21 protein-coding genes are annotated in these 21,873 nt (G+C 41.7%); 9 read left to right on the forward strand and 12 right to left on the reverse strand.

Annotated elements, in window-relative coordinates; genetic code table 11:
• Positions 1 to 18: 18 nt before the first annotated feature.
• From pdhR to ampD, 3 genes are all read right to left on the reverse strand, one after another.
• On the reverse strand, positions 19 to 783 hold the full coding sequence (gene pdhR / locus AAC852_RS01495; RefSeq protein WP_340619491.1) for a pyruvate dehydrogenase complex transcriptional repressor PdhR: 765 nt from the start codon (positions 781 to 783) through the stop codon (positions 19 to 21).
• A 1,021-nt stretch (positions 784 to 1,804) separates the two neighbouring features.
• The gene (gene ampE, locus AAC852_RS01500) at positions 1,805 to 2,659 is read right to left on the reverse strand and encodes a beta-lactamase regulator AmpE (RefSeq protein WP_340619492.1); all 855 of its coding nucleotides are present in this window, start codon (positions 2,657 to 2,659) and stop codon (positions 1,805 to 1,807) included.
• Positions 2,656 to 3,207 carry a 1,6-anhydro-N-acetylmuramyl-L-alanine amidase AmpD gene (gene ampD, locus AAC852_RS01505; RefSeq protein WP_340619493.1) on the reverse strand — a complete coding sequence of 184 codons (552 nt, stop codon included), beginning with the start codon at positions 3,205 to 3,207 and terminating at the stop codon, positions 2,656 to 2,658. The genes ampE and ampD overlap by 4 nt, the downstream gene beginning before the upstream one ends.
• 340 nt (positions 3,208 to 3,547) lie before the next feature.
• On the opposite strand from ampD, the gene ppdD reads away from it, so the two are divergent.
• From ppdD to yacG, 6 genes are all read left to right on the forward strand, one after another.
• Positions 3,548 to 3,970 carry a prepilin peptidase-dependent pilin gene (gene ppdD, locus AAC852_RS01510; protein WP_340619494.1) on the forward strand — a complete coding sequence of 141 codons (423 nt, stop codon included), beginning with the start codon at positions 3,548 to 3,550 and terminating at the stop codon, positions 3,968 to 3,970.
• Between the two features lie 130 nt (positions 3,971 to 4,100).
• The gene (gspE, locus tag AAC852_RS01515; protein ID WP_340619495.1) at positions 4,101 to 5,645 is read left to right on the forward strand and encodes a type II secretion system protein GspE; all 1,545 of its coding nucleotides are present in this window, start codon (positions 4,101 to 4,103) and stop codon (positions 5,643 to 5,645) included.
• Complete coding sequence (hofC, locus tag AAC852_RS01520; protein ID WP_340619496.1) at positions 5,642 to 6,841, forward strand: protein transport protein HofC; 1,200 nt, start codon at positions 5,642 to 5,644, stop codon at positions 6,839 to 6,841. The genes gspE and hofC overlap by 4 nt, the downstream gene beginning before the upstream one ends.
• Before the next feature lie 147 nt (positions 6,842 to 6,988).
• Entirely contained in the window at positions 6,989 to 7,612 is a 624-nt protein-coding gene (gene coaE / locus AAC852_RS01525; protein WP_340619497.1) for a dephospho-CoA kinase, read from the forward strand.
• Complete coding sequence (gene zapD / locus AAC852_RS01530; protein ID WP_340619498.1) at positions 7,605 to 8,363, forward strand: cell division protein ZapD; 759 nt, start codon at positions 7,605 to 7,607, stop codon at positions 8,361 to 8,363. The genes coaE and zapD overlap by 8 nt, the downstream gene beginning before the upstream one ends.
• Before the next feature lie 32 nt (positions 8,364 to 8,395).
• Entirely contained in the window at positions 8,396 to 8,581 is a 186-nt protein-coding gene (gene yacG / locus AAC852_RS01535) for a DNA gyrase inhibitor YacG (protein ID WP_340619499.1), read from the forward strand.
• A gap of 116 nt (positions 8,582 to 8,697) precedes the next feature.
• Here yacG and mutT read toward each other — a convergent pair whose 3' ends face one another.
• Positions 8,698 to 9,102 carry an 8-oxo-dGTP diphosphatase MutT gene (gene mutT, locus AAC852_RS01540; RefSeq protein WP_340619500.1) on the reverse strand — a complete coding sequence of 135 codons (405 nt, stop codon included), beginning with the start codon at positions 9,100 to 9,102 and terminating at the stop codon, positions 8,698 to 8,700.
• 340 nt (positions 9,103 to 9,442) lie between these two features.
• Here mutT and AAC852_RS01545 point away from each other — a divergent pair, with 340 nt between their 5' ends.
• Together AAC852_RS01545 and AAC852_RS01550 are read left to right on the forward strand one after the other, a co-directional pair.
• Entirely contained in the window at positions 9,443 to 10,021 is a 579-nt protein-coding gene (locus tag AAC852_RS01545; RefSeq protein ID WP_340619501.1) for an ATP-binding cassette domain-containing protein, read from the forward strand.
• Positions 10,022 to 10,067: 46 nt separating this feature from the next.
• Positions 10,068 to 10,946, forward strand: coding sequence for an ATP-binding cassette domain-containing protein (locus AAC852_RS01550; RefSeq protein ID WP_340619502.1), 879 nt, complete (start codon positions 10,068 to 10,070; stop codon positions 10,944 to 10,946).
• A 71-nt stretch (positions 10,947 to 11,017) separates the two neighbouring features.
• On the opposite strand, the gene secA is transcribed toward AAC852_RS01550, so the two are convergent.
• Positions 11,018 to 13,726: a preprotein translocase subunit SecA gene (gene secA, locus AAC852_RS01555; RefSeq protein ID WP_340619503.1), complete on the reverse strand. Its 2,709-nt coding sequence runs from the start codon at positions 13,724 to 13,726 to the stop codon at positions 11,018 to 11,020.
• Between the two features lie 104 nt (positions 13,727 to 13,830).
• The gene (gene secM, locus AAC852_RS01560; RefSeq protein ID WP_340619504.1) at positions 13,831 to 14,367 is read right to left on the reverse strand and encodes a secA translation cis-regulator SecM; all 537 of its coding nucleotides are present in this window, start codon (positions 14,365 to 14,367) and stop codon (positions 13,831 to 13,833) included.
• Positions 14,368 to 14,403: 36 nt separating this feature from the next.
• Here secM and AAC852_RS01565 point away from each other — a divergent pair, with 36 nt between their 5' ends.
• Entirely contained in the window at positions 14,404 to 14,955 is a 552-nt protein-coding gene (locus tag AAC852_RS01565; RefSeq protein WP_340619505.1) for a DUF721 domain-containing protein, read from the forward strand.
• A 117-nt stretch (positions 14,956 to 15,072) separates the two neighbouring features.
• On the opposite strand, the gene lpxC is transcribed toward AAC852_RS01565, so the two are convergent.
• The 6 genes from lpxC to murC form a co-directional block, all read right to left on the reverse strand.
• Positions 15,073 to 15,993 carry a UDP-3-O-acyl-N-acetylglucosamine deacetylase gene (lpxC, locus tag AAC852_RS01570; protein ID WP_340619506.1) on the reverse strand — a complete coding sequence of 307 codons (921 nt, stop codon included), beginning with the start codon at positions 15,991 to 15,993 and terminating at the stop codon, positions 15,073 to 15,075.
• 99 nt (positions 15,994 to 16,092) lie between these two features.
• On the reverse strand, positions 16,093 to 17,256 hold the full coding sequence (gene ftsZ, locus AAC852_RS01575) for a cell division protein FtsZ (RefSeq protein WP_047681774.1): 1,164 nt from the start codon (positions 17,254 to 17,256) through the stop codon (positions 16,093 to 16,095).
• 66 nt (positions 17,257 to 17,322) lie between these two features.
• Complete coding sequence (ftsA, locus tag AAC852_RS01580; RefSeq protein ID WP_038269974.1) at positions 17,323 to 18,579, reverse strand: cell division protein FtsA; 1,257 nt, start codon at positions 18,577 to 18,579, stop codon at positions 17,323 to 17,325.
• 35 nt (positions 18,580 to 18,614) lie between these two features.
• Positions 18,615 to 19,421, reverse strand: coding sequence for a cell division protein FtsQ (ftsQ, locus tag AAC852_RS01585; RefSeq protein ID WP_340619507.1), 807 nt, complete (start codon positions 19,419 to 19,421; stop codon positions 18,615 to 18,617).
• 1 nt (position 19,422) lies between these two features.
• On the reverse strand, positions 19,423 to 20,343 hold the full coding sequence (locus AAC852_RS01590; RefSeq protein ID WP_340619508.1) for a D-alanine--D-alanine ligase: 921 nt from the start codon (positions 20,341 to 20,343) through the stop codon (positions 19,423 to 19,425).
• Positions 20,336 to 21,811: a UDP-N-acetylmuramate--L-alanine ligase gene (murC, locus tag AAC852_RS01595; RefSeq protein WP_340619509.1), complete on the reverse strand. Its 1,476-nt coding sequence runs from the start codon at positions 21,809 to 21,811 to the stop codon at positions 20,336 to 20,338. Before murC ends, AAC852_RS01590 begins: the two co-directional genes overlap by 8 nt.
• Positions 21,812 to 21,873: the final 62 nt, after the last annotated feature.

Genomic DNA, 21,873 nt, shown 5'->3' on the forward strand with positions numbered 1-21,873 from the left:
GCCCCAGGGGATAGGCTCTTAGTCCTGATGTTGTTGGAACCGTCTTAGTGAGCGCTCACGACGCGTATGCTCACGAGTCAGATCCAATAAAACTTCTTCTATAAAAGACAAATGGCGATGCGAAGCTTCACGCGCTTTTTCCGGTTCTCTCGCCATTATTGCGTGAAAAATCTCTGCCCTATGGTTACTTACTACTGCCAACATTTCTTTGCGGGTATAAATGAATTCGAAATTACGCCGGATATTCTGTTCCAGCATCGGGATCATACAACGCAATAAATGCAGCAATACCACGTTATGGGCTGCTTCTGTGACAACAAGTTGATATTGCAAGACAGCATCTGATTCCGCATTGATATCCCCGCATTGTTGGGCTTCTTGAATAGCAAGGTGTTTTTTCTCAATACGTTTAAAATCTTCATCCGTTCCCCTGAGAGCAGCGTAATAAGCCGCAATACCTTCCAGTGCATGGCGTGCTTCCAGGAGATCAAATTGTGATTCTTGATTCTCTGCAATAAGTTGGGCGAGTGGATCACTGAAACTTTGCCAGAGATTATTCTGTACAAATGTTCCTCCACCCTGGCGACGGAAAAGAAAGCCTTTAGCTTCCAGTTTTTGAATGGCTTCGCGCAATGAAGGGCGTGATACTTCGAACTGCTTCGCCAGTTCACGCTCAGGCGGCAGTTTTTCTCCAGGACGTAATGAGCCTTCGAGAATGAGGTGTTCAAGACGTTGCTCAATCACATCTGATAACTTTGGTTGGCGAATTTTGCTATAAGCCATATCTGCTGTAAGCCATTCAGTAAGTAAACGTTACTTTCGAACTATTTTTATGTGAATTAGTTTTATGTGAATTAGTTACTTCAACTATATCCCTATACCCTGTTTGGCAGGATATTCAGACTAACTTTTAGACAATCAACCTCATTCAACTGACTTCACTTAGTCGGGATTTAGTCAATTGGTAATACCAATTTAAAATACAGGCCATAAAGTAACAAAGTATTCACTAGCTGTCTATAAAGACCTTGGGCTAAATCATAAAAACCTGCAAATTTTAACAAATAATTTTAATTTTTATCAGAAAATTATAACTAAACGGGACTTTTAGACAATAAAATAAGTAAGCATTTTAGGGCATAATGCGAATTCATTAGCCATTATTATAATTCATTTAGTATATCAATTCATTTGTTTATTAATTATTTAAATTTATATATTATTATTAGTTTGTAACACATAGTGAAAGAGAAAATGGATTTAATCCTTTAATATAACAGCAATAAGACCATATTATCGGTAAAATTCCTAATGTCTAATCTCTAAGCATAATTAAAGAGTTACCTCTGGATATTCGATATACACAATCAATATACTGGATAGATTGTGAGCTATATATTCAAGATTCAATTTACATAGAAGTTTCAGTTACACATTACACAGCAGTGGCAAATGAGTGGTTAGAAAAAAACAGCAAGACACTTTGAACGCAATACTCTCTCCTCAGGAATAACAAGAATGTTATGGATATTTTCTTCAAGTGGTCACACTAAGTGCCAACTCAGGGAATATTCCAACTTTTCAGGATGGAAAACTATTAAGGATGAATAGGTTCAGGCTAATTGATATGTACCAATAGATTTCAAGTTGCATCACTGTAGCAAGTGAACACTCACAGCCATCAAAGAAGCAACCTGAAAGATGGACGGTATAAAGCTCCTTTTCATGCAATTCCCGCCATATATGTCAAACCTGACACTGGCGGGGATTTTTTTATATTGTGCCCTAAAGTGACTGTTCTCAACTAGGCTAACGTCCCATAAATCGTCAACAAAGCAACAATGATCACAATGGTAAATGTCGCTTTTTTCGCGATTTTCACTGCTGCCAGGGGAGTATCCAAAAGATCCAGATGAGGTTCCTTACTCAATGCAAATTGTGCCAATTGACTGACCACCTTATATTGGGATGTCCGCAAGTCGCTGAGTGAAGCAATCCAGGCAGGTAGTGCCTTTTCACCATGTCCCAACAGAGCATAAGCGATACCAGCCAAACGTGCAGGGACCCAATCCAGACAATTTAATAGCGCATCAACACCTGATTGAGCACGTTGTACAGTAGTCCCATATCTTGCTAACCATCCTTGATAAGCTCTCAAAAAACCATAACCCATCAAAATAGCCGGGCCAAATCCCCCCATCACGACTAACCAGAAAATTGGAGCGAGGTAGTAACGGAAATTGATCCAGATTAATGCATTTTGTATTTCACGTAATCGTTCATCTTTTGTTGTATTCGATGGAATTCCTTGCCCCATTGTCAAATGGGTAAGATGGATATTTTGCTGATCTGAATCATCAATACGCACGGCCCGGAGATATTCACGATAACTGTGACGCAAAGAACCCGCACCAACACATAACAAACTAATCATGATGCACAATAAAATTGCCAGCATACCAAAAGCCACTGTACTCAGGACCCCAATGAGCTTCCATGTCAAGAAAACAACCACAAGGGTCATCCCTAAACTTACCCACAGTGAATATAATTTTACTTTGGCAAAAAAAGGGGCCAGATAGCGTTCCAGCTGCCAATGGTCTCCCATTTTAAAAATGCGTTCCCATGCCAGTATTAACAACAGGATAAAAAGTGTCATCCAACTCGCTCCTTCAATAATTGCCGATAATGTTCCCAATAAAAATAAGGCCCTGGGTCGGTTTTTCTACCCGGTGCGATTTCACTATGCCCTGTAATATTGTTACGAATATCAGGGTATTGTTTAATAAGTAGCTGAGTGACTTCCACCAACTTAAGATACTGGATTTCAGTGAATGGTTCGTAATCCGTCCCTTCCAACTCAATACCTATTGAAAAATCATTGCACGTTTCACGATCACAATAACAGGAAACACCCGCATGCCAAGCCCTTTTATCGAATGGAACATACTGTACAACTTCACCATCCCGACGGATCAAACAGTGAGCAGAAACACGCAATCCTTTTATCTCTTCAAAAAAAGGATCTTCATCGGGATCCAGCGTTCCCATAAATAACTGATCAATATAAGGCCCGCCGAACTTACCAGGTGGTAAGCTAATATTATGAATGACAAGTAATGATGGGATTTCATCTTCCGGGCGCAAATCATAATGTGGAGAAGTCACTTTTCTGGCATCATCAATCCACCCTTCATTTAACTTCATTCTCTTACTCCATCGAACTGTTTCATCGCTAATTTTTCCACTACATTGGAAGACAACTGCTCAAAGTGTAACAGATGAGTATGTTAGCATTTTCAATCGAGAGATATTTTTGCTCGTGCTTTCATTTGCGAGCAAGCTCGAAAATTTTCCGGTAAAAAATGTAATCAATCGTTATCTTTTCGAACCATTTCCACAAAATGCACTAACATTATTTTCTTTTTTTAAAATATCTCCATCCTTATTAGCACCAACTCATATTAAAAATCATGCATCGCTCTGAAAAAATATAGCGGGAATATGCAGAAAAACACATAAAAGAAGAAAATAAAAAGGAGATAATATGAATCAACAAGGATTTACATTAATGGAAGTCATGGTTGTGATGGCAATTGTATCTATCCTTGGTGCAATTGGTATTCCCAGCTATCAAGGCTATATTCAAAAGGCAGCATTAACCGATGTGCTCCAGGCTATTGTACCTTATAAATCTGGAGTTGAAATTTGCCGTTTTGAAACAGAAAGCTACAAAGAGTGCAATACTGGCCATACATCTATTCCATCTGGTCACAACAGCCGTTATATCAGTACCATAACTGTAAAAATGGGAGAAATAACTATCGTTGGTAAACAAAATCTCAATGGCCTTAATATCCTCTTAAAACCGATTCAGGATATTAAAACAGGTATTACACATTGGCAAACGACATGTAATGCCGAAAATGAATCATTAAAAACAAAATGTCAGGAGACACTGAAGTTTTAACAGCCATTAATTTAATCATTAGCTAATAATTGCAAAATATAACAAATCATTTTATAGAGAAATATTATCTTACAAGATACTCTTTGGAAAAAGAGTATTAAACCATTTAAACAGCAAAGGAATATAATAAATGAAAAATACGGAAAACATTTTAATTGAAAGAAAAATCAAAGAACTCTGCCAAAAACATCAGGCAATTATTATAAAAAGGGATGCTTATACCATAACTATTGCCTGTAGCCAATCCCCTAACGAAGAGTTCATTGCTTCACTACGTTTTATTTCTGGTGCAATAATCGATTTTGATATTTGGCCAAAAGCTAAAATTGAATCTATGTTGACACAAGAAGGACAATTTATATCTTGTACAGAAAGTTACTGTGCTGAGAACAATGAAACAGAAGCCTACCGAATAGAAAACTTAAGTATTCCAAACAATAATCACAATGATACACAATTGAATGACAGCTATACCGAAGATATTGATACTCCTGTCATTCAGTTAATTAATCAGACAATCTCAATCTCTATACAAAAAAGAGCATCAGATATTCATTTTGAACCTTTTCAATACAACTATCGGATACGTATTCGAGTGGATGGAGTGTTGCATTCTATGTCATCACCCTCTTCTCAAATGAATGCGGGTATTCCTGCTCGCTTAAAAATCATGGCAAAACTTAATATCGCTGAAAAACGCCAACCGCAAGACGGGCAATTTGACTGGAATGATCACAAAACCAGTTATGCAATACGCATATCTACATTACCAACGTTGTATGGAGAAAAAATTGTTCTGCGAATTTTAAACACCATACACCAATTATCATTGGAACAACTGGGTCTATCTAAGACCCAGTTACAGCTTTTAAAGCAGAAACTTCGTGTACCACAGGGAATGATTGTAGTCACAGGCCCGACAGGAAGCGGTAAAACTGTCACATTGTATAGTTGCCTGAAATACTTAAATCAAGCGGAAAAGAATATCTGTAGTGTTGAAGATCCGGTAGAAATTCCTTTAACGGGCATCAACCAAACACAGGTAAATAACAAAATTGGTCTCGATTTTGCTAAAGTTTTACGGGCATTACTACGGCAAGATCCCGATATCATCATGGTTGGTGAAATTCGTGATAACGAAACGGCTGAAATATCAATGAAAGCTGCTCAAACAGGCCATCTGGTTTTATCCACCCTGCATACAAATTCCACAATAGACACACTATCTCGCCTGCAAAATCTTGGGGTTTCAGGCTATACCACTGCATCATGTGTAAAATTAATTATTGCCCAACGGTTAGTTCGCAAACTTTGCCCCCATTGCCGGAAAAAAACGGATGAACCTGCGATCATACATTTTGAAAACAGAGAGATAAAACAACAAAAAATTACTGTGCAGCAATGGATGGCAGTCGGCTGTGAACACTGTTTTTCTGGTTATTATGGCAGGATAGCCATCTATGAATTTCTCGAAATCACATCTGAACTCCAGCAAGCTTTATCAGAAAAATCTTCTGACAAATTTCCCTATTTTCCCATCCTACAACAGCAAGCAACTCTTTTCTCTGCTGGATTAGCGTTAGTAGAACAGGGCACAACAACACTGGAAGAGGTTTATCAAATTACAGGACAAGAAACATATCCAATAGATATCAAGGCAGAGAGTACAGAATGAAAATGGAATATATTTATCAATGGCAAGCGGTTAATAAAAAAGGAAATATTATAAGAGGAGAAAGTATTGGCCGAAATAGACACTCTATTTTCCAGTACTTGAGCCAACTTGATTTGCAACCTTATACGATAAAATGTAAAAGATTTATTTATTACAGCGAAAAGGAGCTTACTTACCGTCTGCATTTCGTCTATCAACTAAATACATTACTAACATCAGGTATCCCTTTATTGCAAGGGCTGACTATTCTATTACAAGAATGCAAGAACATCATTTGGCGATGTGTATTGACAGATCTTATTCAAAAAATCAGCCAAGGAGAATCATTTTCCACCGCATTGAAAAGCTATCCTCGATTATTTTCTCGCTTATTTTGCCAAATTATCGCAGTAGGAGAGCAAACCGGCCAACTCGAAACCTGCTGCCAACTACTTATTCATAAATTAGAACAACAAAATATACTGCATAAAAAGATCCAAAAAGCGTATCGCTATCCTTTGATAATCGCCTTTATCACAGTACTTGTCATTTTGTTAATGTTAATTGTCGTCCTGCCCGAATTCAAACAGGTATATTCTGCATTTGATACCTCACTTCCTTTATTAACACAGGGAGTTTTGTCAGCATCTGACTTTCTGACTAACCAGGGCATATCATTTTTAACAACAATATTAATATTGATAAGCCTCTATTCCTGGTTACGTTTTCGATTCCCAGTGTTGCATTCAAAGGAAAAAATGCTTCTTCTGAAGCTTCCTCTTTGCAGAAAACTCATAATCTACCAACATACCAGTCAAATATTCCATATTCTGTTTATGACACAGAAAGCAGGTTTGACCTTAACCCACGGTCTGGAATGTGCACTGAATGCAACACACCATCCTTTATTTATAGCGGGGATAAAAAGCCTTCACCGACAGATTCAGCAAGGGATACCAATGAGTAATGCCTTGAAAAGAGAAGACTGTTTTCCACCATTATGTAAACAATTTGTCATAATTGGTGAAGAATCAGGTGAACTCGACATATTTTTGGGTAATCTAGCGTTATGGTATCAAGAACAATTTATCAACTATGCTGATAAATTAGTTCAATTACTTGAACCAGTATTAATGCTGATTATGGCGGTGATTGTTGGCTTACTACTACTCGCCATGTACCTGCCTATCTTTCAGTTAGGTACTATTTTGGCATAGCAGATTGGCGTAAAGCTTAATTTGCATGTTTTCATTATTTTTTCTCACGGGGTGTAAAAACTGGAATTATACATGTTTGTTTATAGCCCATGTGCATCCCTTGAGTTACAATTTGCATATGCTATCAGAAATCTTTTAAGGGATAGAATGAATTATATTGTTGCACTCACAGGTGGAATTGGTAGCGGTAAGACGACTATCTCTAATGTATTTTCATCCCTTGGTGTCCCGCTTGTTGATGCAGATATTATTGCCAGAGAGGTTGTTACTCCTGGCTCTCCCGCATTACAAGCAATCTCAGAACACTTTGGCTCCGACATCTTATTACCAGATGGCAGTTTAAACCGCACCGCACTACGTCAGGAGATTTTCTCAGCACCAGAAGAAAAACAATGGCTCAACTCACTTCTTCATCCACTAATACATGCAGAAACCCAACAACAATTAAATCAGGTCAGTTATCCTTATGTTATTTGGGTCGTTCCTCTGTTAATAGAAAACAACTTAACACACTTGGCTGACCGTATCCTGGTTGTTGATGTTCCTGCTGAGATACAAATCAGCCGGACAATTACACGTGATGGCGTCAGTCGTGAACAAGTTGAAAATATCCTGGCTGCACAAGCCAGTCGTCAAGAACGTCTGGAAAAGGCAGATGATGTCATACTTAACGATCAAAAAAAGCAAGATCTCACTGCACGTATAATCGAATTACATCAAAAATATCTGAAACAAGCAGAATTAGTTAGACAGGAAGAACGTAATGAATGATGCAACCTCCGCTATTATTTTTGAACATCCACTAAATGAGAAAATGCGTTCATGGTTGAGGATTGAGTCTTCACTACAACAGCTAGAAAAACAGCGTTATCTGGATTCACAAGCAAACAGTCTCGCGTTTTTTCGTACGATTGCTGAATTAATTGAGATATTGGAACGTGGTGAAGTACGCTCTGAATTACTAAAGGAACTGGACCGTCAACAAATAAAATTAAAACAATGGCTCAGCGCACCTAATGTGGACACTCCTATGATTCACAAGCTGATAGAGCAACTAAAAGAGCGGAGCCTCGCATTACATCATGCTCCGCGCCTTAGCCAACAAATTAAGGAAGATCGTATTATCAGCATGGTACGTCAACGGCTCAGCATCCCAGGAGGATGTTGCAGTTTTGATTTACCAACATTACATCTGTGGCTACATCTACCACAATCTATCCGGGATGAAACAGTTAAATCCTGGCTAGATAGCTTGTTACCATTAAAACAGGCATTAGAAAGTATTCTGGGGTTGATACGCCATTCAACGATGTTCTCTGCGCAAATTAGTCATAACGGTTTCTATCAAGGAAACGCTGATGAGGCAGATCTATTGAGATTAAAATTAGATATTGTGCTGAACTCACTGATTTATCCACAAATCTCCGGCCACAAAACCCGTTTTGCTATCCGTTTCTTACCAATGGATAGTGAAAACGGTACTGTGCCTACACATTTGTCATTTGAATTGGCCTGCTGTTAATATAATCATCAAACTAAGCAGGAGAGAATAAAATGTCTGAAGTATTGACTGTCGCATGCCCAACATGTGGCAAGACAATAATATGGGGTGAAATCAGTCCTCATCGCCCATTTTGCAGTAAACGTTGTCAGTTAATTGACCTGGGTGAGTGGGCTAATGAAGAAAAGAAAATCCCCAGTCAGGGCGACAACACAGAAAATGATGACTGGAGTGAATAACCTGATTAGTAATCACACCTTATATTTCCGCCTGTATTAGGTGAAAGTGTACGGTGCTTTTCGCTAAAATATATCACGGTAGTATCGAATCATCTGACACTACCGCGATATTTGCCTCAGTTAGTTCGACCTTTTGTTAATAGATTGACAATACTGCGATTTGCTGGTGGAAATTCATCAGCAATTAATTCAGCTTGCGAGATCCAACGATAAGGCTGCCCCTCTTTACCAAATGGCTCATTCTTCCATTGGTCAACCAAATAAAAGTAAAGGGTAATATTCCTGTCCGAGAATTCATGTGTGATAGTTTCCAGTAATTCACAATGAGTTACCGTGATACCAACTTCCTCTTTTAATTCCCTAATCAAAGCCTGTTCTGGTGTTTCTCCCTGTTCAAGTTTCCCTCCCGGAAACTCCCAAAATCCCCCCATGTGTGAATCAGCACGGCGTTGGGTGATAAAAATTTCATCATTGCTATTTTTAATAATTCCTGCCGCAATATGCAGATGTTTTTTTTCCATAATGCTTTTCCAGAATAGTCTTTCTTGCAGACCATAATAAAACAGCCTTACGGGAAAAACACAGGATTAATATCACGAGATCTGAGTCACTTCTTACCTCTTTTTACCAAACCATCTACAGATAAGAGAGTATTATGTATACAGATACTCAACAAATTTCGAATTACATCATAGTGGCAACCACTGCACACTTATAGCTAATCATTTGATTTAAATAAGATAATAATAAAATACAATTGTGAGGCAACTTAGGAAATGAACAGAAAAAATTGCAAATAAGGCTCTGCCTAATAACTAAAAATAAGCATTTTACATCTTAAAGATTGAGGAAAAATCATTCATGCAATATGAAGATCAACCACTAATCGAAGCAAGACAAATAGCCTATCAATTTTCTGGTGAAATCAATCCATTATTTTCTAATATTGATATTTTTTTGCATACAGAACAACACGCTTTAGTGGGCCGTAACGGTATTGGCAAATCTTGGTTAGCATCAATATTGGCACAACAGGTTCCGCCTTCAGAAGGCTATGTAAGACATTTTTGTGATGTCGGTTATTTGTCACAAGGCCTGTCCGCTTTTACCGGCAACGCTGGAGATATGCTCGGGCTGACTAATATTATAAATGCCAATGAGCGCATCCTCGCTGGCGCTGGTGAAACGGTTGATTTTGACATTATGGAGGGAAATTGGGATTGGCAATTTCAGGTCGAATCCTTACTGGCAGAAGGTGAGTTAGCCCCAGAGATATTAAACCAGCCCTTCGATTCACTGAGTGGAGGAGAACAAACGCGTCTTCGATTGTTGGCCCTTAAAAGACGGGGAGCTGGTTTTATGATCCTGGATGAACCAAGTAACCATCTTGATCGACAAGGACGCCTTTGGTTAGCTCAGTGGCGGATTATTATCCCGTAGTACTGGTGGCTGGGAAACATGGCAGGAGAGTAAAAAACAGCTCCGGTTGGGTGTACAACGTGATGTTGATCAGACCAGAAAAAACCTCAAACAAGCCTTGCGCGATAAGCAAAGAGATCGGGAAAAAACTGATAAAAGGCAAAGTCAGGGTAAGCAGCGTAGGGAAAATGCCAACCAAGCTAAACTCCTTCTTGATCACTCACTTGGACGCTCAGAAGTCACGTTATCACGGATAGCAAAACAGAATGAAGAGAGATTGCAACGCAGTTCTTCATTAGCTGCTGAAGCCAGTACAAAACTTGAAATTATCGATCCACTGTCAATCGCTGTTGCAATGCCACAAGCGGCAACTTCTCCGTTGCTTTATTTACAAGATGTCATTTTACCCTTTGGTTCCGACTCCCCTATTAGTTTAACCATAAATAATGGTGATCGTCTCGCCATTACTGGCAAAAATGGTAGTGGAAAATCCACCTTATTAAAGGTAATGGCGGGGCTATTGGCACCAATAAAAGGTATCTGCCGCGTAACCTCTTCACATAGTCTGATGGATCAACACTTTTCATTTCTGGATAAGACACAGTCAGCTCTGTATAACTTTCAATTACAGTCACCAGGCTGGACTGAAGATCGTTACCGTACTCGGCTGGCACAACTACGTATGCGTGGAGAAGAAGCGTTAAAACCTGTCAGTTATCTGAGCGGAGGTGAACAACTTAAGGTAGCTCTTGCTTGCCTATTTTGTGGGCCTTCCGCACCAGCCTTGCTGCTGTTAGATGAGCCGGATAACCATCTGGATATTGAGTCACGAGAATTACTTCAACAAGCATTGCATGATTATACTGGTGCCATGATATTGATTTCCCATGACGACCAATTTCTTGAGGGTGTTGGCAATATGCAGGAACTGATACTGGGGAAATAAATTCTTAAAGTTGGGCAAAGTAGCCAGCGATGAAATATCGCTGGCTGTTGGCTGTTTATGACTAACTTTAATTATAAACGACCGTGACAATGTTTATACTTTTTACCTGAACCACATGGACAAGGATCATTTCGTCCGACTTTACGGATACCACTTGCCATTTGTGCTTCAGCTTCTGACATCAAAGCACCTTGCTCAATTTCATGGCTTAAATGCTGTTGTCTTGCCAGACGTTCTGCTTCCGCACGACGCTGCTGCTCAAGTGCTTCCACTTCTTCTGGCATTCTGACCTGAACTTTGCTCAAGGTGCTGATCACTTCGTATTTCAGTGATTCCAGCATATTGGCAAACATAGCGAAGGATTCGCGCTTATACTCCTGTTTTGGATCTTTCTGCGCATAGCCACGTAGGTGAATCCCTTGACGCAGGTAATCCATCGCAGCCAAGTGCTCTTTCCACAATGTGTCCAGCGTTTGCAACATGATGCCTTTTTCAAAATTACGCATCATTTCTGTGCCGACAATTTCTTCTTTCTGTTTGTAAACTTCAATTGCCTGCTCAAGAATACGCTCACGCAACGTTTCTTCATGCAACTCTGGCTCTTTATCCAACCACTCTTTAATAGGCAGAGCCAAATCAAAATCGTTGGCCAAACGTTCCTGCAAGCCAGCCACATCCCACATCTCTTCCAGAGATTGAGGTGGAATATAAGCATCAATAGTGACTTTGAAAACATCTTCACGGATGCTGGAAATCGTTTCACTGACATCGCTCACATCAAGCAGATCGTTACGTTGTGCATAAATCGCGCGACGTTGATCATTGGCAACATCATCATATTCTAACAATTGTTTACGGATATCGAAGTTACGGCTTTCAACTTTACGCTGAGCATTCGCAATGGCTTTGGTCACCCACGGATGTTCAATGGCTTCACCCGGCTGCATACCCAATTTGCGCATCATTCCTGTAACACGTTCAGAAGCAAAGATACGCATCAGAGAGTCTTCCATTGACAGGTAAAAGCGTGAAGAACCCGCATCTCCCTGACGTCCAGCACGACCCCGCAGTTGATTATCAATACGACGTGATTCATGGCGCTCTGTACCAATAATATGCAAACCACCTGCTGCCAGTACTGCATCATGACGCTCTTGCCATGCTGCTTTGATTTGTTCGATTTTTTCTTCCGTAGGTTCTTCCAGCTTGGCAACCTCTGCCTGCCAGCTTCCCCCCAGCATGATATCTGTACCACGTCCTGCCATGTTAGTTGCGATGGTTACAGTACCTGCTTGTCCGGCCTGTGCAATAATATCTGCTTCCATTGCATGGAATTTCGCATTCAGAACGTTATGCTCAATCCCTGCTTTTGTCAGTGCGTTGGAAACCAGTTCTGACTTCTCAATTGAGATAGTCCCCACTAATATTGGCTGACCGTTATTTGTACGCTCCTTGATATCTTCAATAATCGCATCAATTTTTTCCGCCTCAGTCATGTAAACCAAATCAGGTAAATCCTGGCGGATCATCGGACGGTTTGTCGGTACAACGATAGTATCCAGTTTATAAATGGAACTGAATTCAAAGGCTTCAGTATCAGCAGTACCTGTCATACCCGCCAATTTTTCATACAGACGGAAGTAGTTCTGGAAAGTAATGGAAGCCAACGTTTGGTTTTCATTCTGAATTTCAACACGCTCTTTAGCTTCCACTGCCTGATGCAGACCATCAGACCAACGGCGTCCTTGCATAGTACGCCCAGTATGTTCATCAACAATGATAACTTCACCGTCTTTGACGATATAGTCCACATCACGGGTAAACAGAGCATGAGCACGCAATGCAGCAGTAACATGGTGCATCAGCATAATATTGGTCGGTGAATATAAGGACTCACCTTCATCCATCAACTTAGCATCCACCAAAAGTTCTTCAATCAGAACCAGACCTCGCTCGGTAAGGTTAACCTGACGTGTTTTTTCATCAACAGAGAAATGACCTTCTCCCTGGAAGGTATCTGAATCCTCTTTTTCCTGACGAATTAATTTAGGGATCAGCTTATCTACTTTGATGTAAAGTTCAGAACTGTCTTCTGCTGGCCCGGAAATAATTAATGGAGTACGGGCTTCATCAATTAGGATGGAGTCGACCTCATCCACCAATGCATAATGCAGTTTACGTTGTACCCGCTCTTCTGGGCTAAATGCCATGTTATCGCGCAGATAGTCAAAACCGTATTCGTTATTGGTGCCATAAGTAATATCAGCAGCATAGGCCGCGCGTTTGGCTGGAGCTGGCATCCCCGGCAAATTGATGCCAACACTCAGACCCAAAAATTCAAACAACGGGCGGTTATTTTCAGCATCACGTTGCGCCAGATAATCGTTCACGGTAACAACATGAACACCACGTCCACTCAACGCATTCAGATAAGCAGGCAGCGTTGCTGTCAGAGTTTTACCTTCACCAGTACGCATCTCTGCAATACAGCGCTCATTGAGTACCATACCGCCCAACAATTGCACATCAAAGTGACGCATACCAAATACACGCTTACTGGCTTCACGAACCGTAGCAAACGCTTCCGGCAGGATCTTATCCAGTGATTCTCCTTCTTTGATCCGGGCACGGAATTGATCAGTTTTTGCTTTCAGCTCTTCATCTGACAGCTTTTCGAAATCAGGCTCCATACGATTAATAACATCAACCACTTTACGCAAACGGCGCAGGGTACGGTCATTACGGCTACCAAAAATCTTAGTAAGTAATTTAATCAACATAATTAATACATCTCAGATAAGGCTACAGTTGTAGCCAACCAATTGTGTCTTTTATGACTAATATTTCATGACTGCCCTATTCATTCAGAAATCAGGCAGACGCATTAAGATAAAGATCTATGGTTAGCCACAGGCCCAGCCCGAATACCTTGAATTTGAGCAACCCAAAGTGCTGGAGTATGGATATCAGGAGAGATTGCTGCCACAATTGCAACATCAACCGCAGATTCAAATCGGGTTGGTGTTTGTATCAGCATAGCATGTAACGTATCCAGCATTAATTGCTGCATGAATGGCATGACAATTCGGATACTTTCTTTTGCTTCTTCGTTTCTGACAAGTTCAGTAATGGAAAAAGCAAAAGAAAGCCGACGAATAACATTGCGGACAGTATGTTGCTGCCAATAATTTAAATAATTAGAAGGTTGACGCCGAGAATTTTGTAATTGAAATAAATGTTCAAATGACGAAAGCACCTGATTGTGTTTTCTCTGAGCAGATGAAGTATTCGTATGGAGAATATTTTCTGTCACACTTGCCAAAGCAGGAGGCACACCGATTCCTGTGGCGACCATGCCCAGTAAAAGGTGAGACCAAAAATAACGCCTACCAAATTGTCGCCAAAGATTTAAAATACTCATTAACCCTTCATTAATAAATACGGAACCATCTTCATTATGCGAGATAGCCGCCCACAATCACTAGAGACGTTGTTGTCTGAAACATTATTTGAAAATGCGGCCACTGCTGGCAAAAGCCCACTTCAAACCATTCAACGGCATGCCATTGCATTACTAAAACTCAATCGTACCGTCCTCAGTTTGCTTCCCGTGCAACTACGTCCCTGGTGCCGAGTCGCAAATTATCGTAAACAAATTCTGGTACTGGAAACAGGTAATGCCAGTTGGAAAACCAGACTTTACTATGAAATCCCTATCTTACTCTCAACCCTAAGATGCGAAATTCTACCATCTTTATCCTCTATCGACATCAGGATTAATCCATCATTAATGGTTAATAGTCGTAATAATGGACAGAAAGTTGAAAAAATCTCAGCAAAAAAACTTAATAATGATAATCGGGATTTATCAATGCGCCAGTTAAGCCATGAAAGTGCAGAAGCATTGATGGTATTGGCTAAACGCTGCCCTGAAAAATTGAGAAGGAAATTAGAACGATTGGCTGCGCTGGCCGGAGAGAGTACCAGTACAGCCAAGATGAAGGACTAGCGCTGAATAAAAAACATCAGCGAGAGGAGTGTAATAGATAACATAACCCACTGATGAATCATAAGAATATTCTCAATACATATTTTATCAATAACGTTTGTATTAATAACATTTGTATTAATATGCCAGCACGGTAGATGGTGCACGGAAAGCCAACGGTATTTCAGTTTCATCTTCAAATGTGACAAATTCCCAAGCACTTTCTTGTGCCAGAACAGCTTGCAGCAATTTATTGTTCAATGCATGACCTGATTTAAATGCAGTAAATGCGCCGATAATATTATAACCACACATAAACAAATCACCGATGGCATCCAACATCTTATGTCGGACAAACTCATCTTCAAAACGCAAGCCATCTTCATTAAGTATGCGGTAATCATCTACCACAATTGCGCAATCAAAGCTGCCACCTAAGCACAAGCCCTGAGATTGCAGATACTCAATGTCACGCATAAATCCAAAAGTACGCGCACGACTAATCTGACGAACAAAAGAGTCCGCAGAGAAATCCAGACTATAATGCTGAGAGCTGGAATCAATAGCGGGATGTTTAAAGTCAATGGTAAAATCCAGACTAAAACCGTGATATGGTGCCAATTCAGCCCACTTATCACCATCTTCTACACGTACTGTATCCTTCATGCGCACAAATTTTTTCGCAACGCTCAACTCTTCAATACCTGCATCCAACAGCAGGAAAACAAATGGGCTGGCGCTACCATCCATAATTGGAATTTCTGGTGCATCAACTTCAATAACAATGTTATCGATACCCAGACCTGCCAATGCCGCATTCAAGTGCTCAACGGTTGAAATCCGCACATTCTGTTCGTTTACCAGACAAGTGCAGAGCATAGTATCACGCACGGATTTGGCATCTGCCGGAAAATCTACCGGAGGATTCAAGTCAGTACGACGATAGATGACCCCGGTATTAGCCGGCGCTGGACGCATTGTCAATGTGACTTTTTTACCGGTGTGCAAGCCGACACCTGTCGCCTGAACAATACGCTTTAATGTCCTTTGTTTGATCATCGTTTATATCTCGCAATGTTACCGATCCTGCCAACCACTATAAAATATGATTGGCAGAATATTTTAACACAAAAAGCGGAGAAACCAATTTTTTAGCTATCAATCAGCCTGCTTGCGCAAAAATGCTGGGATATCTAGATAATCAGGTTCCTTACTTGTTTGTGTATTTTGATCATTAACCACTTTTGCAGCAGGTTTATTCTCATCAGACAATGGCGACATTCCTCCAGGCATCTGCTGGTAACGACGATCCAATGTATTTGATTGAGATGATTTGTTGTTAGTCACCAGTGTGATTTCAGGACGTTTATCCATCCCAATACCAGTAGCCACAACAGTAACACGCAGCTCGTCATTCATATCTGGATCCAATGACGTACCGATAACCACCGTTGCATTGTCAGAAGCAAATGCACGGATGGTGTTACCGACCGTTTCAAATTCATCCAGACGCAAATCAAAACCTGCGGTAATGTTGACCAAAACACCACGCGCTCCGGACAAATCGATATCTTCCAGCAATGGGCTGGAGATGGCCATTTCAGCCGCTTCTTCTGCACGATCTTCACCTTGTGCAATACCTGAGCCCATCATGGCATAACCCATTTCAGACATCACAGTACGAACGTCAGCAAAGTCAACATTCATCAGTCCAGGACGGGTGATCAGTTCAGCGATACCCTGAACCGCACCTTTCAGTACGTCATTGGCTGCACCAAACGCATCCAACAAAGAGATACCACGCCCTAGTACTTTCAGTAACTTGTCATTTGGAATGGTAATCAACGAGTCCACATGTTTGGACAGCTCAGTGATACCCTGTTCCGCGAAGGCCATACGCTTCTTGCCTTCAAAATTAAATGGTTTGGTGACAACAGCAACAGTCAAGATACCAAGTTCTTTGGCAATTTCAGCCACAACAGGAGCAGCACCAGTTCCTGTACCACCGCCCATACCAGCAGCAATAAACACCATGTCGGCCCCTTCCAAAGCAGTACGCAATGATTCGCGATCTTCTTCCGCCGCAGTACGACCGACTTCAGGGTTTGCACCAGCGCCTAATCCTTTTGTAATGCCGTTGCCAATCTGGATAGTCTGACCGACAGCTGTTTTGCGCAACGCTTGAGCATCAGTGTTAACCGCAAAGAAGTCTACACCTTCAATACGCTCACGCACCATATGTTCAACAGCATTACCGCCGCCACCGCCGACGCCGATGACTTTAATCACCGCGTCATTGGTTAATTCCAGTGGTTCAAACATAATTTCTCTCCGTTTTGTGCCTTTATGTCGAGGCCAGCGTCATTTTCACGGCCTCTGTATAAAAAATCAAAATTCTTTTCTCAGCCAGCTACTGACTTTTTTGAACCAGCCGCCTACTGACGTTCTTTTATCAGCATCAGAATCTCCACCAAGGTGAGACTCTTTGCCATAATGCAGAAGGCCGACTGCTGTTGAGTAGCAAGGCTCCTGCACATAATCTGTCAAGCCGGTAATGTTCAGGGGACGACCAATACGTACTTGAGTATGGAATACCCGTTGAGCACATTCGGCCAATCCATCTATTTGAGCACCCCCGCCTGTTAAAACGATACCTGCGGCCAGATGATGTTTTACTCCCTGCTGACGCAACTGCTCCTGCAATCGCAAAATTTCATCATTGACTAAATTCAGCAGTTCGGTATAACGCGGCTCAATAACCTCAGCCAATGTCTGGCGTTGTAAACTACGGGGAGGACGCCCTCCCACACTTGGGACTTCGACGCTTTCATCCTTGCTGACTATCGAACCCAACGCGCAACCATGGCGCACTTTGATGGTTTCAGCGTCACTCGGAGGTGTACCAAATGCATAGGCAATATCACTGGTAACAACATTTCCTGCATATGGGATCACTTTGGTATGACGCAATGCACCGCCAGTATATACAGCGATATCCATCGTTCCGCCGCCGATATCAACGACACATACGCCTAATTCACGTTCATCTTCTGTCAAAACAGCATAACTTGCTGCTAATCCTGCAAAAATAAGCTGGTCAACTTTCAAGCCACAACGCTCAACAGCTTTTACAATGTTTTTCGCCATGTCGTTATGGCAGGTAATCAAATGAACTTTGGCCTGCATCCGCACGCCAGAAAGCCCAACCGGATTTTTGATCCCTTCCTGATAATCAATAGCGTATTCTTGTGGGATCACATGCAAAATACGGTGTTCATCGCGAACACGAACTGATTTGGCGGTATGGACTACACTGTCCACATCATCCTGTGTCACTTCTTCTTCTGAAATTGGCACCATACCAATTTCATTCTGACAACTAATATGCTTGCCAGATAACGCCAGATAAACTGAAGATATTTGGCAATCTGCCATTAATTCAGCCTGGTCAATCGCGCGCTGAACACATTTAACGACTGACTCAAGATCATTGACACCACCTTTATCCATGCCGCGGGATGGACAACTTCCCACTCCGATAATATTAACCATACCATCGGGCAGAATTTCACCAACCAGGGCAGATACCTTTGCTGTCCCGATTTCAAGGCCAACTACTAATTTTCTGTCCGTTGATTTGATCATCGTTATTCTGCCTGTCTCTGTATTATTGCCAGTCACTATTTATTTTCTTGCCCGTTCATTAAAGCCGGCGCATCAGTTAATAAAGGAGCCCAACCTACCGCAGCACCACTGTCATAACGTAAATCCACATAGGCGACACGTTTTCCCGTGTTTTTCAACAACACAGGATAAAGTTCAATAAAACGTTGAATTCGTTCTTCTTGATCTTTATTGCCTAATTCCAACCGGATGTCATTATCCAGTACCAGTTGCCAAGAATTACGCGCCGTCATGATCACTGCTTTCGATTTCATTTTATGTGCAGCAAGCTGTGCAGCCATCGTGCGATATTCTGCCAATACGACTTTTTCTTTGCCTTCCGGGCCATAGAGCATGGGATAATGTCCCCCGGCACTACGCTCAATCGGTAAACTGAATACCCTTCCTTCCGCATCCAACATGCGCGTATCATTCCAACGCACATAAGGCACGTATTCTACCAAATGAATTTTCAGTTCATCAGGCCACTGTTTACGTACAGTGACTTGCCTAATCCATGGTAGTTGCTCTATCTGTTCTTGGATGACATTCACATCCTGTGTCATAAATGTCTCAGGCGTTCCCAGTGACAGAATGGCCTGTCTGACATCATCATTCGTGGTGTAATACCGCTCACCAGTCAACACCAGTTTTGAAAGTGGCAGCCTGTTTGAATCCTTCATCCACTCTAATGTCATCCAGCCTCCCCATGTGACAGTGCCAACCACTATCAAGAAGAAGAGGATCCCAGCCAGATAATAACCATTACTGGGGCGGGAGCTTCTAACTTCAATCTCCCGCGTATTCCGGGCTGCCTGTGACATATCAATCGGCCAGCTCCAGAATTCTCGCGACTAACTGTGAAAAATTTAAGCCTGCCTGACGTGCAGCAATAGGCACCAGACTATGACTTGTCATACCTGGAGAAGTGTTCACTTCTAATAAATAGAAATTGCCATTACCATCATCCATAATATCAACCCGTCCCCAGCCACAGCAGCCCAGTACCTTATAGGCTTTTGATGCAATATCAGCCAACTCCTGCTCTTTTTCTGTGCTCAAGCCACTTGGACAGAAATATTTCGTTTCGTTGGAAATATATTTAGCTTCATAGTCATAAAATACTTCCGGTGCCTCAATCCGAATGGAGGGAAGAATCTCATCACCAAGAAATGCCACTGTGTACTCAGGGCCAAATAGCCACTTCTCAACCAGTACATTTGTGTCATATTGGAACGCCAGTTCCAATGCACCACGCAGCTCTGAATAGTCATTCACCTTGGTCATGCCGACACTGGAACCTTCCAGATTTGGCTTTACCATAAGTGGTAACCCTAATTCTTGAACATATTCTTTGATTCGAAAATCATTAAGTTGTTCAAATTTTTGAGAATTAATCACGACATAAGGAGGAACGGGCAGTTTTGCTCCCTGCCATAACAGTTTTGTGCGCAATTTATCCATTGATAAGGCGGATGCCATTACACCGCTGCCAGTATAGGGGAGCTGTAAGAATTCCAGTACACCTTGCAATGTACCATCTTCTCCACCACGCCCATGCAGAGCAATAAAGACTTTGCTGAACCCTTCTTCCTTGAGTTTAGTCACATCAACGTATTTTGTATCGACTGAATGTGCATTAATACCTGCTTCTCTCAACCCAGCCAAAACAGTTTGCCCCGATTGCAGTGAAACTTCACGCTCAGCGGAAGTTCCCCCAAACAGAACAGCGACCTTATCAACCATGATGTTCCCCCTCATTAAAAGATGGCTGTAATTTTGTTTCAGCCAAATTGCGCGCTATTTTACCGATATTCCCGGCACCTTGTACTAATACTAAGTCGTTGTTTTCCATTATTTGTGACAACATGACTGAAATTTGTTCCGGTTCTGACACAAATATGGGGTCTAACTTCCCTCGACTTCGGATGGTACGACATAAGGAACGACTGTCCGCCCCCGGAATCGGCGTTTCTCCTGCCGAATACACATCCAGCATTAATAAAACATCCACCTGATTTAAAACATTGGCAAAATCATCATACAGATCACGCGTTCTCGTATAGCGATGGGGCTGAAATACCATGACAATACGTTTATCAGGCCAACCAGTTCGTGCCGCTTTAATCGTGGCATCAACTTCGGTCGGGTGATGACCATAATCATCCACCAACATCACACCGCCTTCTTTGCCATTAATATTCCTGAGGGAAAATTCTCCAAGAAAATCAAAACGACGACCGGTTCCCTGAAATTCAGCCAATGATGACAAAATAGCGGCATCATCAATTCCTTCTTCGGTCGCAACCGCAACTGCGGCAGTGGCATTTAACGCATTATGTCGCCCAGGTGCATTCAGAATTACATGAAGTTCAGGTGAATCCACACGGCTGATAGTAAAAAAGCCCTGTGCCCCTTTTTGTTCATAATGGGTAATACGAACATCAGCCTCTTTGCTGAAGCCATAAGTCGTGACATAACGCCCGATGCGGGGAATTAACGCCTTCACAACCGGATCATCGACACACATCACCGCACGCCCGTAAAACGGCAAATTATGCAGGAAGTTGACAAATGTTTGCTTCAGATTTTCGAAATCGCCCTGATAGGTATCCATATGATCTGGCTCAATATTCGTCACAACAGCCATCATCGGTTGCAAATGCAGGAAAGAAGCATCGCTTTCATCCGCTTCTGCAATCAGGTAACGGCTAGTACCGAGACGAGCATGAGTCCCCACTGCTTTGACTAATCCACCATTGACAAATGTAGGATCAAGGCCAGCCTGAGCATAGATGCCTGCAATCATCGCCGTTGTCGTGGTTTTGCCATGTGTTCCTGCAATCGCAATTCCATGTCGATAACGCATCAGCTCTGCCAGCATTTCTGCACGACGGATAACCGGAATGCGTGCTTCACGGGCGGCAATAATTTCCGGGTTGTCAGCAGGAATTGCAGTAGATGCAACAACGACACTGGCATTACGCACGTTTTCCGCTCGGTGATTAAAATAAATGGTCGCGCCCAGAGCAATTAACTGTTGTGTGACAGAGTTGGGAGCCAGATCAGAACCACTTATTTGGTAACCTTCATTAGCCAACACCTCGGCGATACCACCCATGCCAGCACCACCGATGCCAACAAAGTGGATATGCCTGACTTTTCTCATTTCAGGCACTGAAGCTCTTAGTTTCGCCAACTGTTGTATATTCACGTTTTAATCTTCACTCGTTATGTTTACATCACTGTTCTACTGTTATTCAGAACACCTAGTAT

The organism is Xenorhabdus siamensis, from assembly GCF_037996745.1.
Lineage (GTDB): Bacteria > Pseudomonadota > Gammaproteobacteria > Enterobacterales > Enterobacteriaceae > Xenorhabdus > Xenorhabdus indica.

What these genes read in the sequence shown, in the direction of transcription:
- ftsZ (WP_047681774.1), bottom strand. Translation starts at nt 17,256, where the DNA reads ATGTTTGAACCACTGGAATTAACCAATGACGCGGTGATTAAAGTCATC.
- AAC852_RS01545 (WP_340619501.1), top strand. Translation starts at nt 9,443, where the DNA reads ATGCAATATGAAGATCAACCACTAATCGAAGCAAGACAAATAGCCTAT.
- ppdD (WP_340619494.1), top strand. Translation starts at nt 3,548, where the DNA reads ATGAATCAACAAGGATTTACATTAATGGAAGTCATGGTTGTGATGGCA.
- secA (WP_340619503.1), bottom strand. Translation starts at nt 13,726, where the DNA reads ATGTTGATTAAATTACTTACTAAGATTTTTGGTAGCCGTAATGACCGT.
- zapD (WP_340619498.1), top strand. Translation starts at nt 7,605, where the DNA reads ATGAATGATGCAACCTCCGCTATTATTTTTGAACATCCACTAAATGAG.
- secM (WP_340619504.1), bottom strand. Translation starts at nt 14,367, where the DNA reads ATGAGTATTTTAAATCTTTGGCGACAATTTGGTAGGCGTTATTTTTGG.
- AAC852_RS01590 (WP_340619508.1), bottom strand. Translation starts at nt 20,343, where the DNA reads ATGGTTGATAAGGTCGCTGTTCTGTTTGGGGGAACTTCCGCTGAGCGT.
- mutT (WP_340619500.1), bottom strand. Translation starts at nt 9,102, where the DNA reads ATGGAAAAAAAACATCTGCATATTGCGGCAGGAATTATTAAAAATAGC.
- yacG (WP_340619499.1), top strand. Translation starts at nt 8,396, where the DNA reads ATGTCTGAAGTATTGACTGTCGCATGCCCAACATGTGGCAAGACAATA.
- pdhR (WP_340619491.1), bottom strand. Translation starts at nt 783, where the DNA reads ATGGCTTATAGCAAAATTCGCCAACCAAAGTTATCAGATGTGATTGAG.
- ftsA (WP_038269974.1), bottom strand. Translation starts at nt 18,579, where the DNA reads ATGATCAAATCAACGGACAGAAAATTAGTAGTTGGCCTTGAAATCGGG.
- ampD (WP_340619493.1), bottom strand. Translation starts at nt 3,207, where the DNA reads ATGAAGTTAAATGAAGGGTGGATTGATGATGCCAGAAAAGTGACTTCT.
- ampE (WP_340619492.1), bottom strand. Translation starts at nt 2,659, where the DNA reads ATGACACTTTTTATCCTGTTGTTAATACTGGCATGGGAACGCATTTTT.
- ftsQ (WP_340619507.1), bottom strand. Translation starts at nt 19,421, where the DNA reads ATGTCACAGGCAGCCCGGAATACGCGGGAGATTGAAGTTAGAAGCTCC.
- lpxC (WP_340619506.1), bottom strand. Translation starts at nt 15,993, where the DNA reads ATGATCAAACAAAGGACATTAAAGCGTATTGTTCAGGCGACAGGTGTC.
- gspE (WP_340619495.1), top strand. Translation starts at nt 4,101, where the DNA reads ATGAAAAATACGGAAAACATTTTAATTGAAAGAAAAATCAAAGAACTC.
- AAC852_RS01565 (WP_340619505.1), top strand. Translation starts at nt 14,404, where the DNA reads ATGCGAGATAGCCGCCCACAATCACTAGAGACGTTGTTGTCTGAAACA.
- hofC (WP_340619496.1), top strand. Translation starts at nt 5,642, where the DNA reads ATGAAAATGGAATATATTTATCAATGGCAAGCGGTTAATAAAAAAGGA.
- coaE (WP_340619497.1), top strand. Translation starts at nt 6,989, where the DNA reads ATGAATTATATTGTTGCACTCACAGGTGGAATTGGTAGCGGTAAGACG.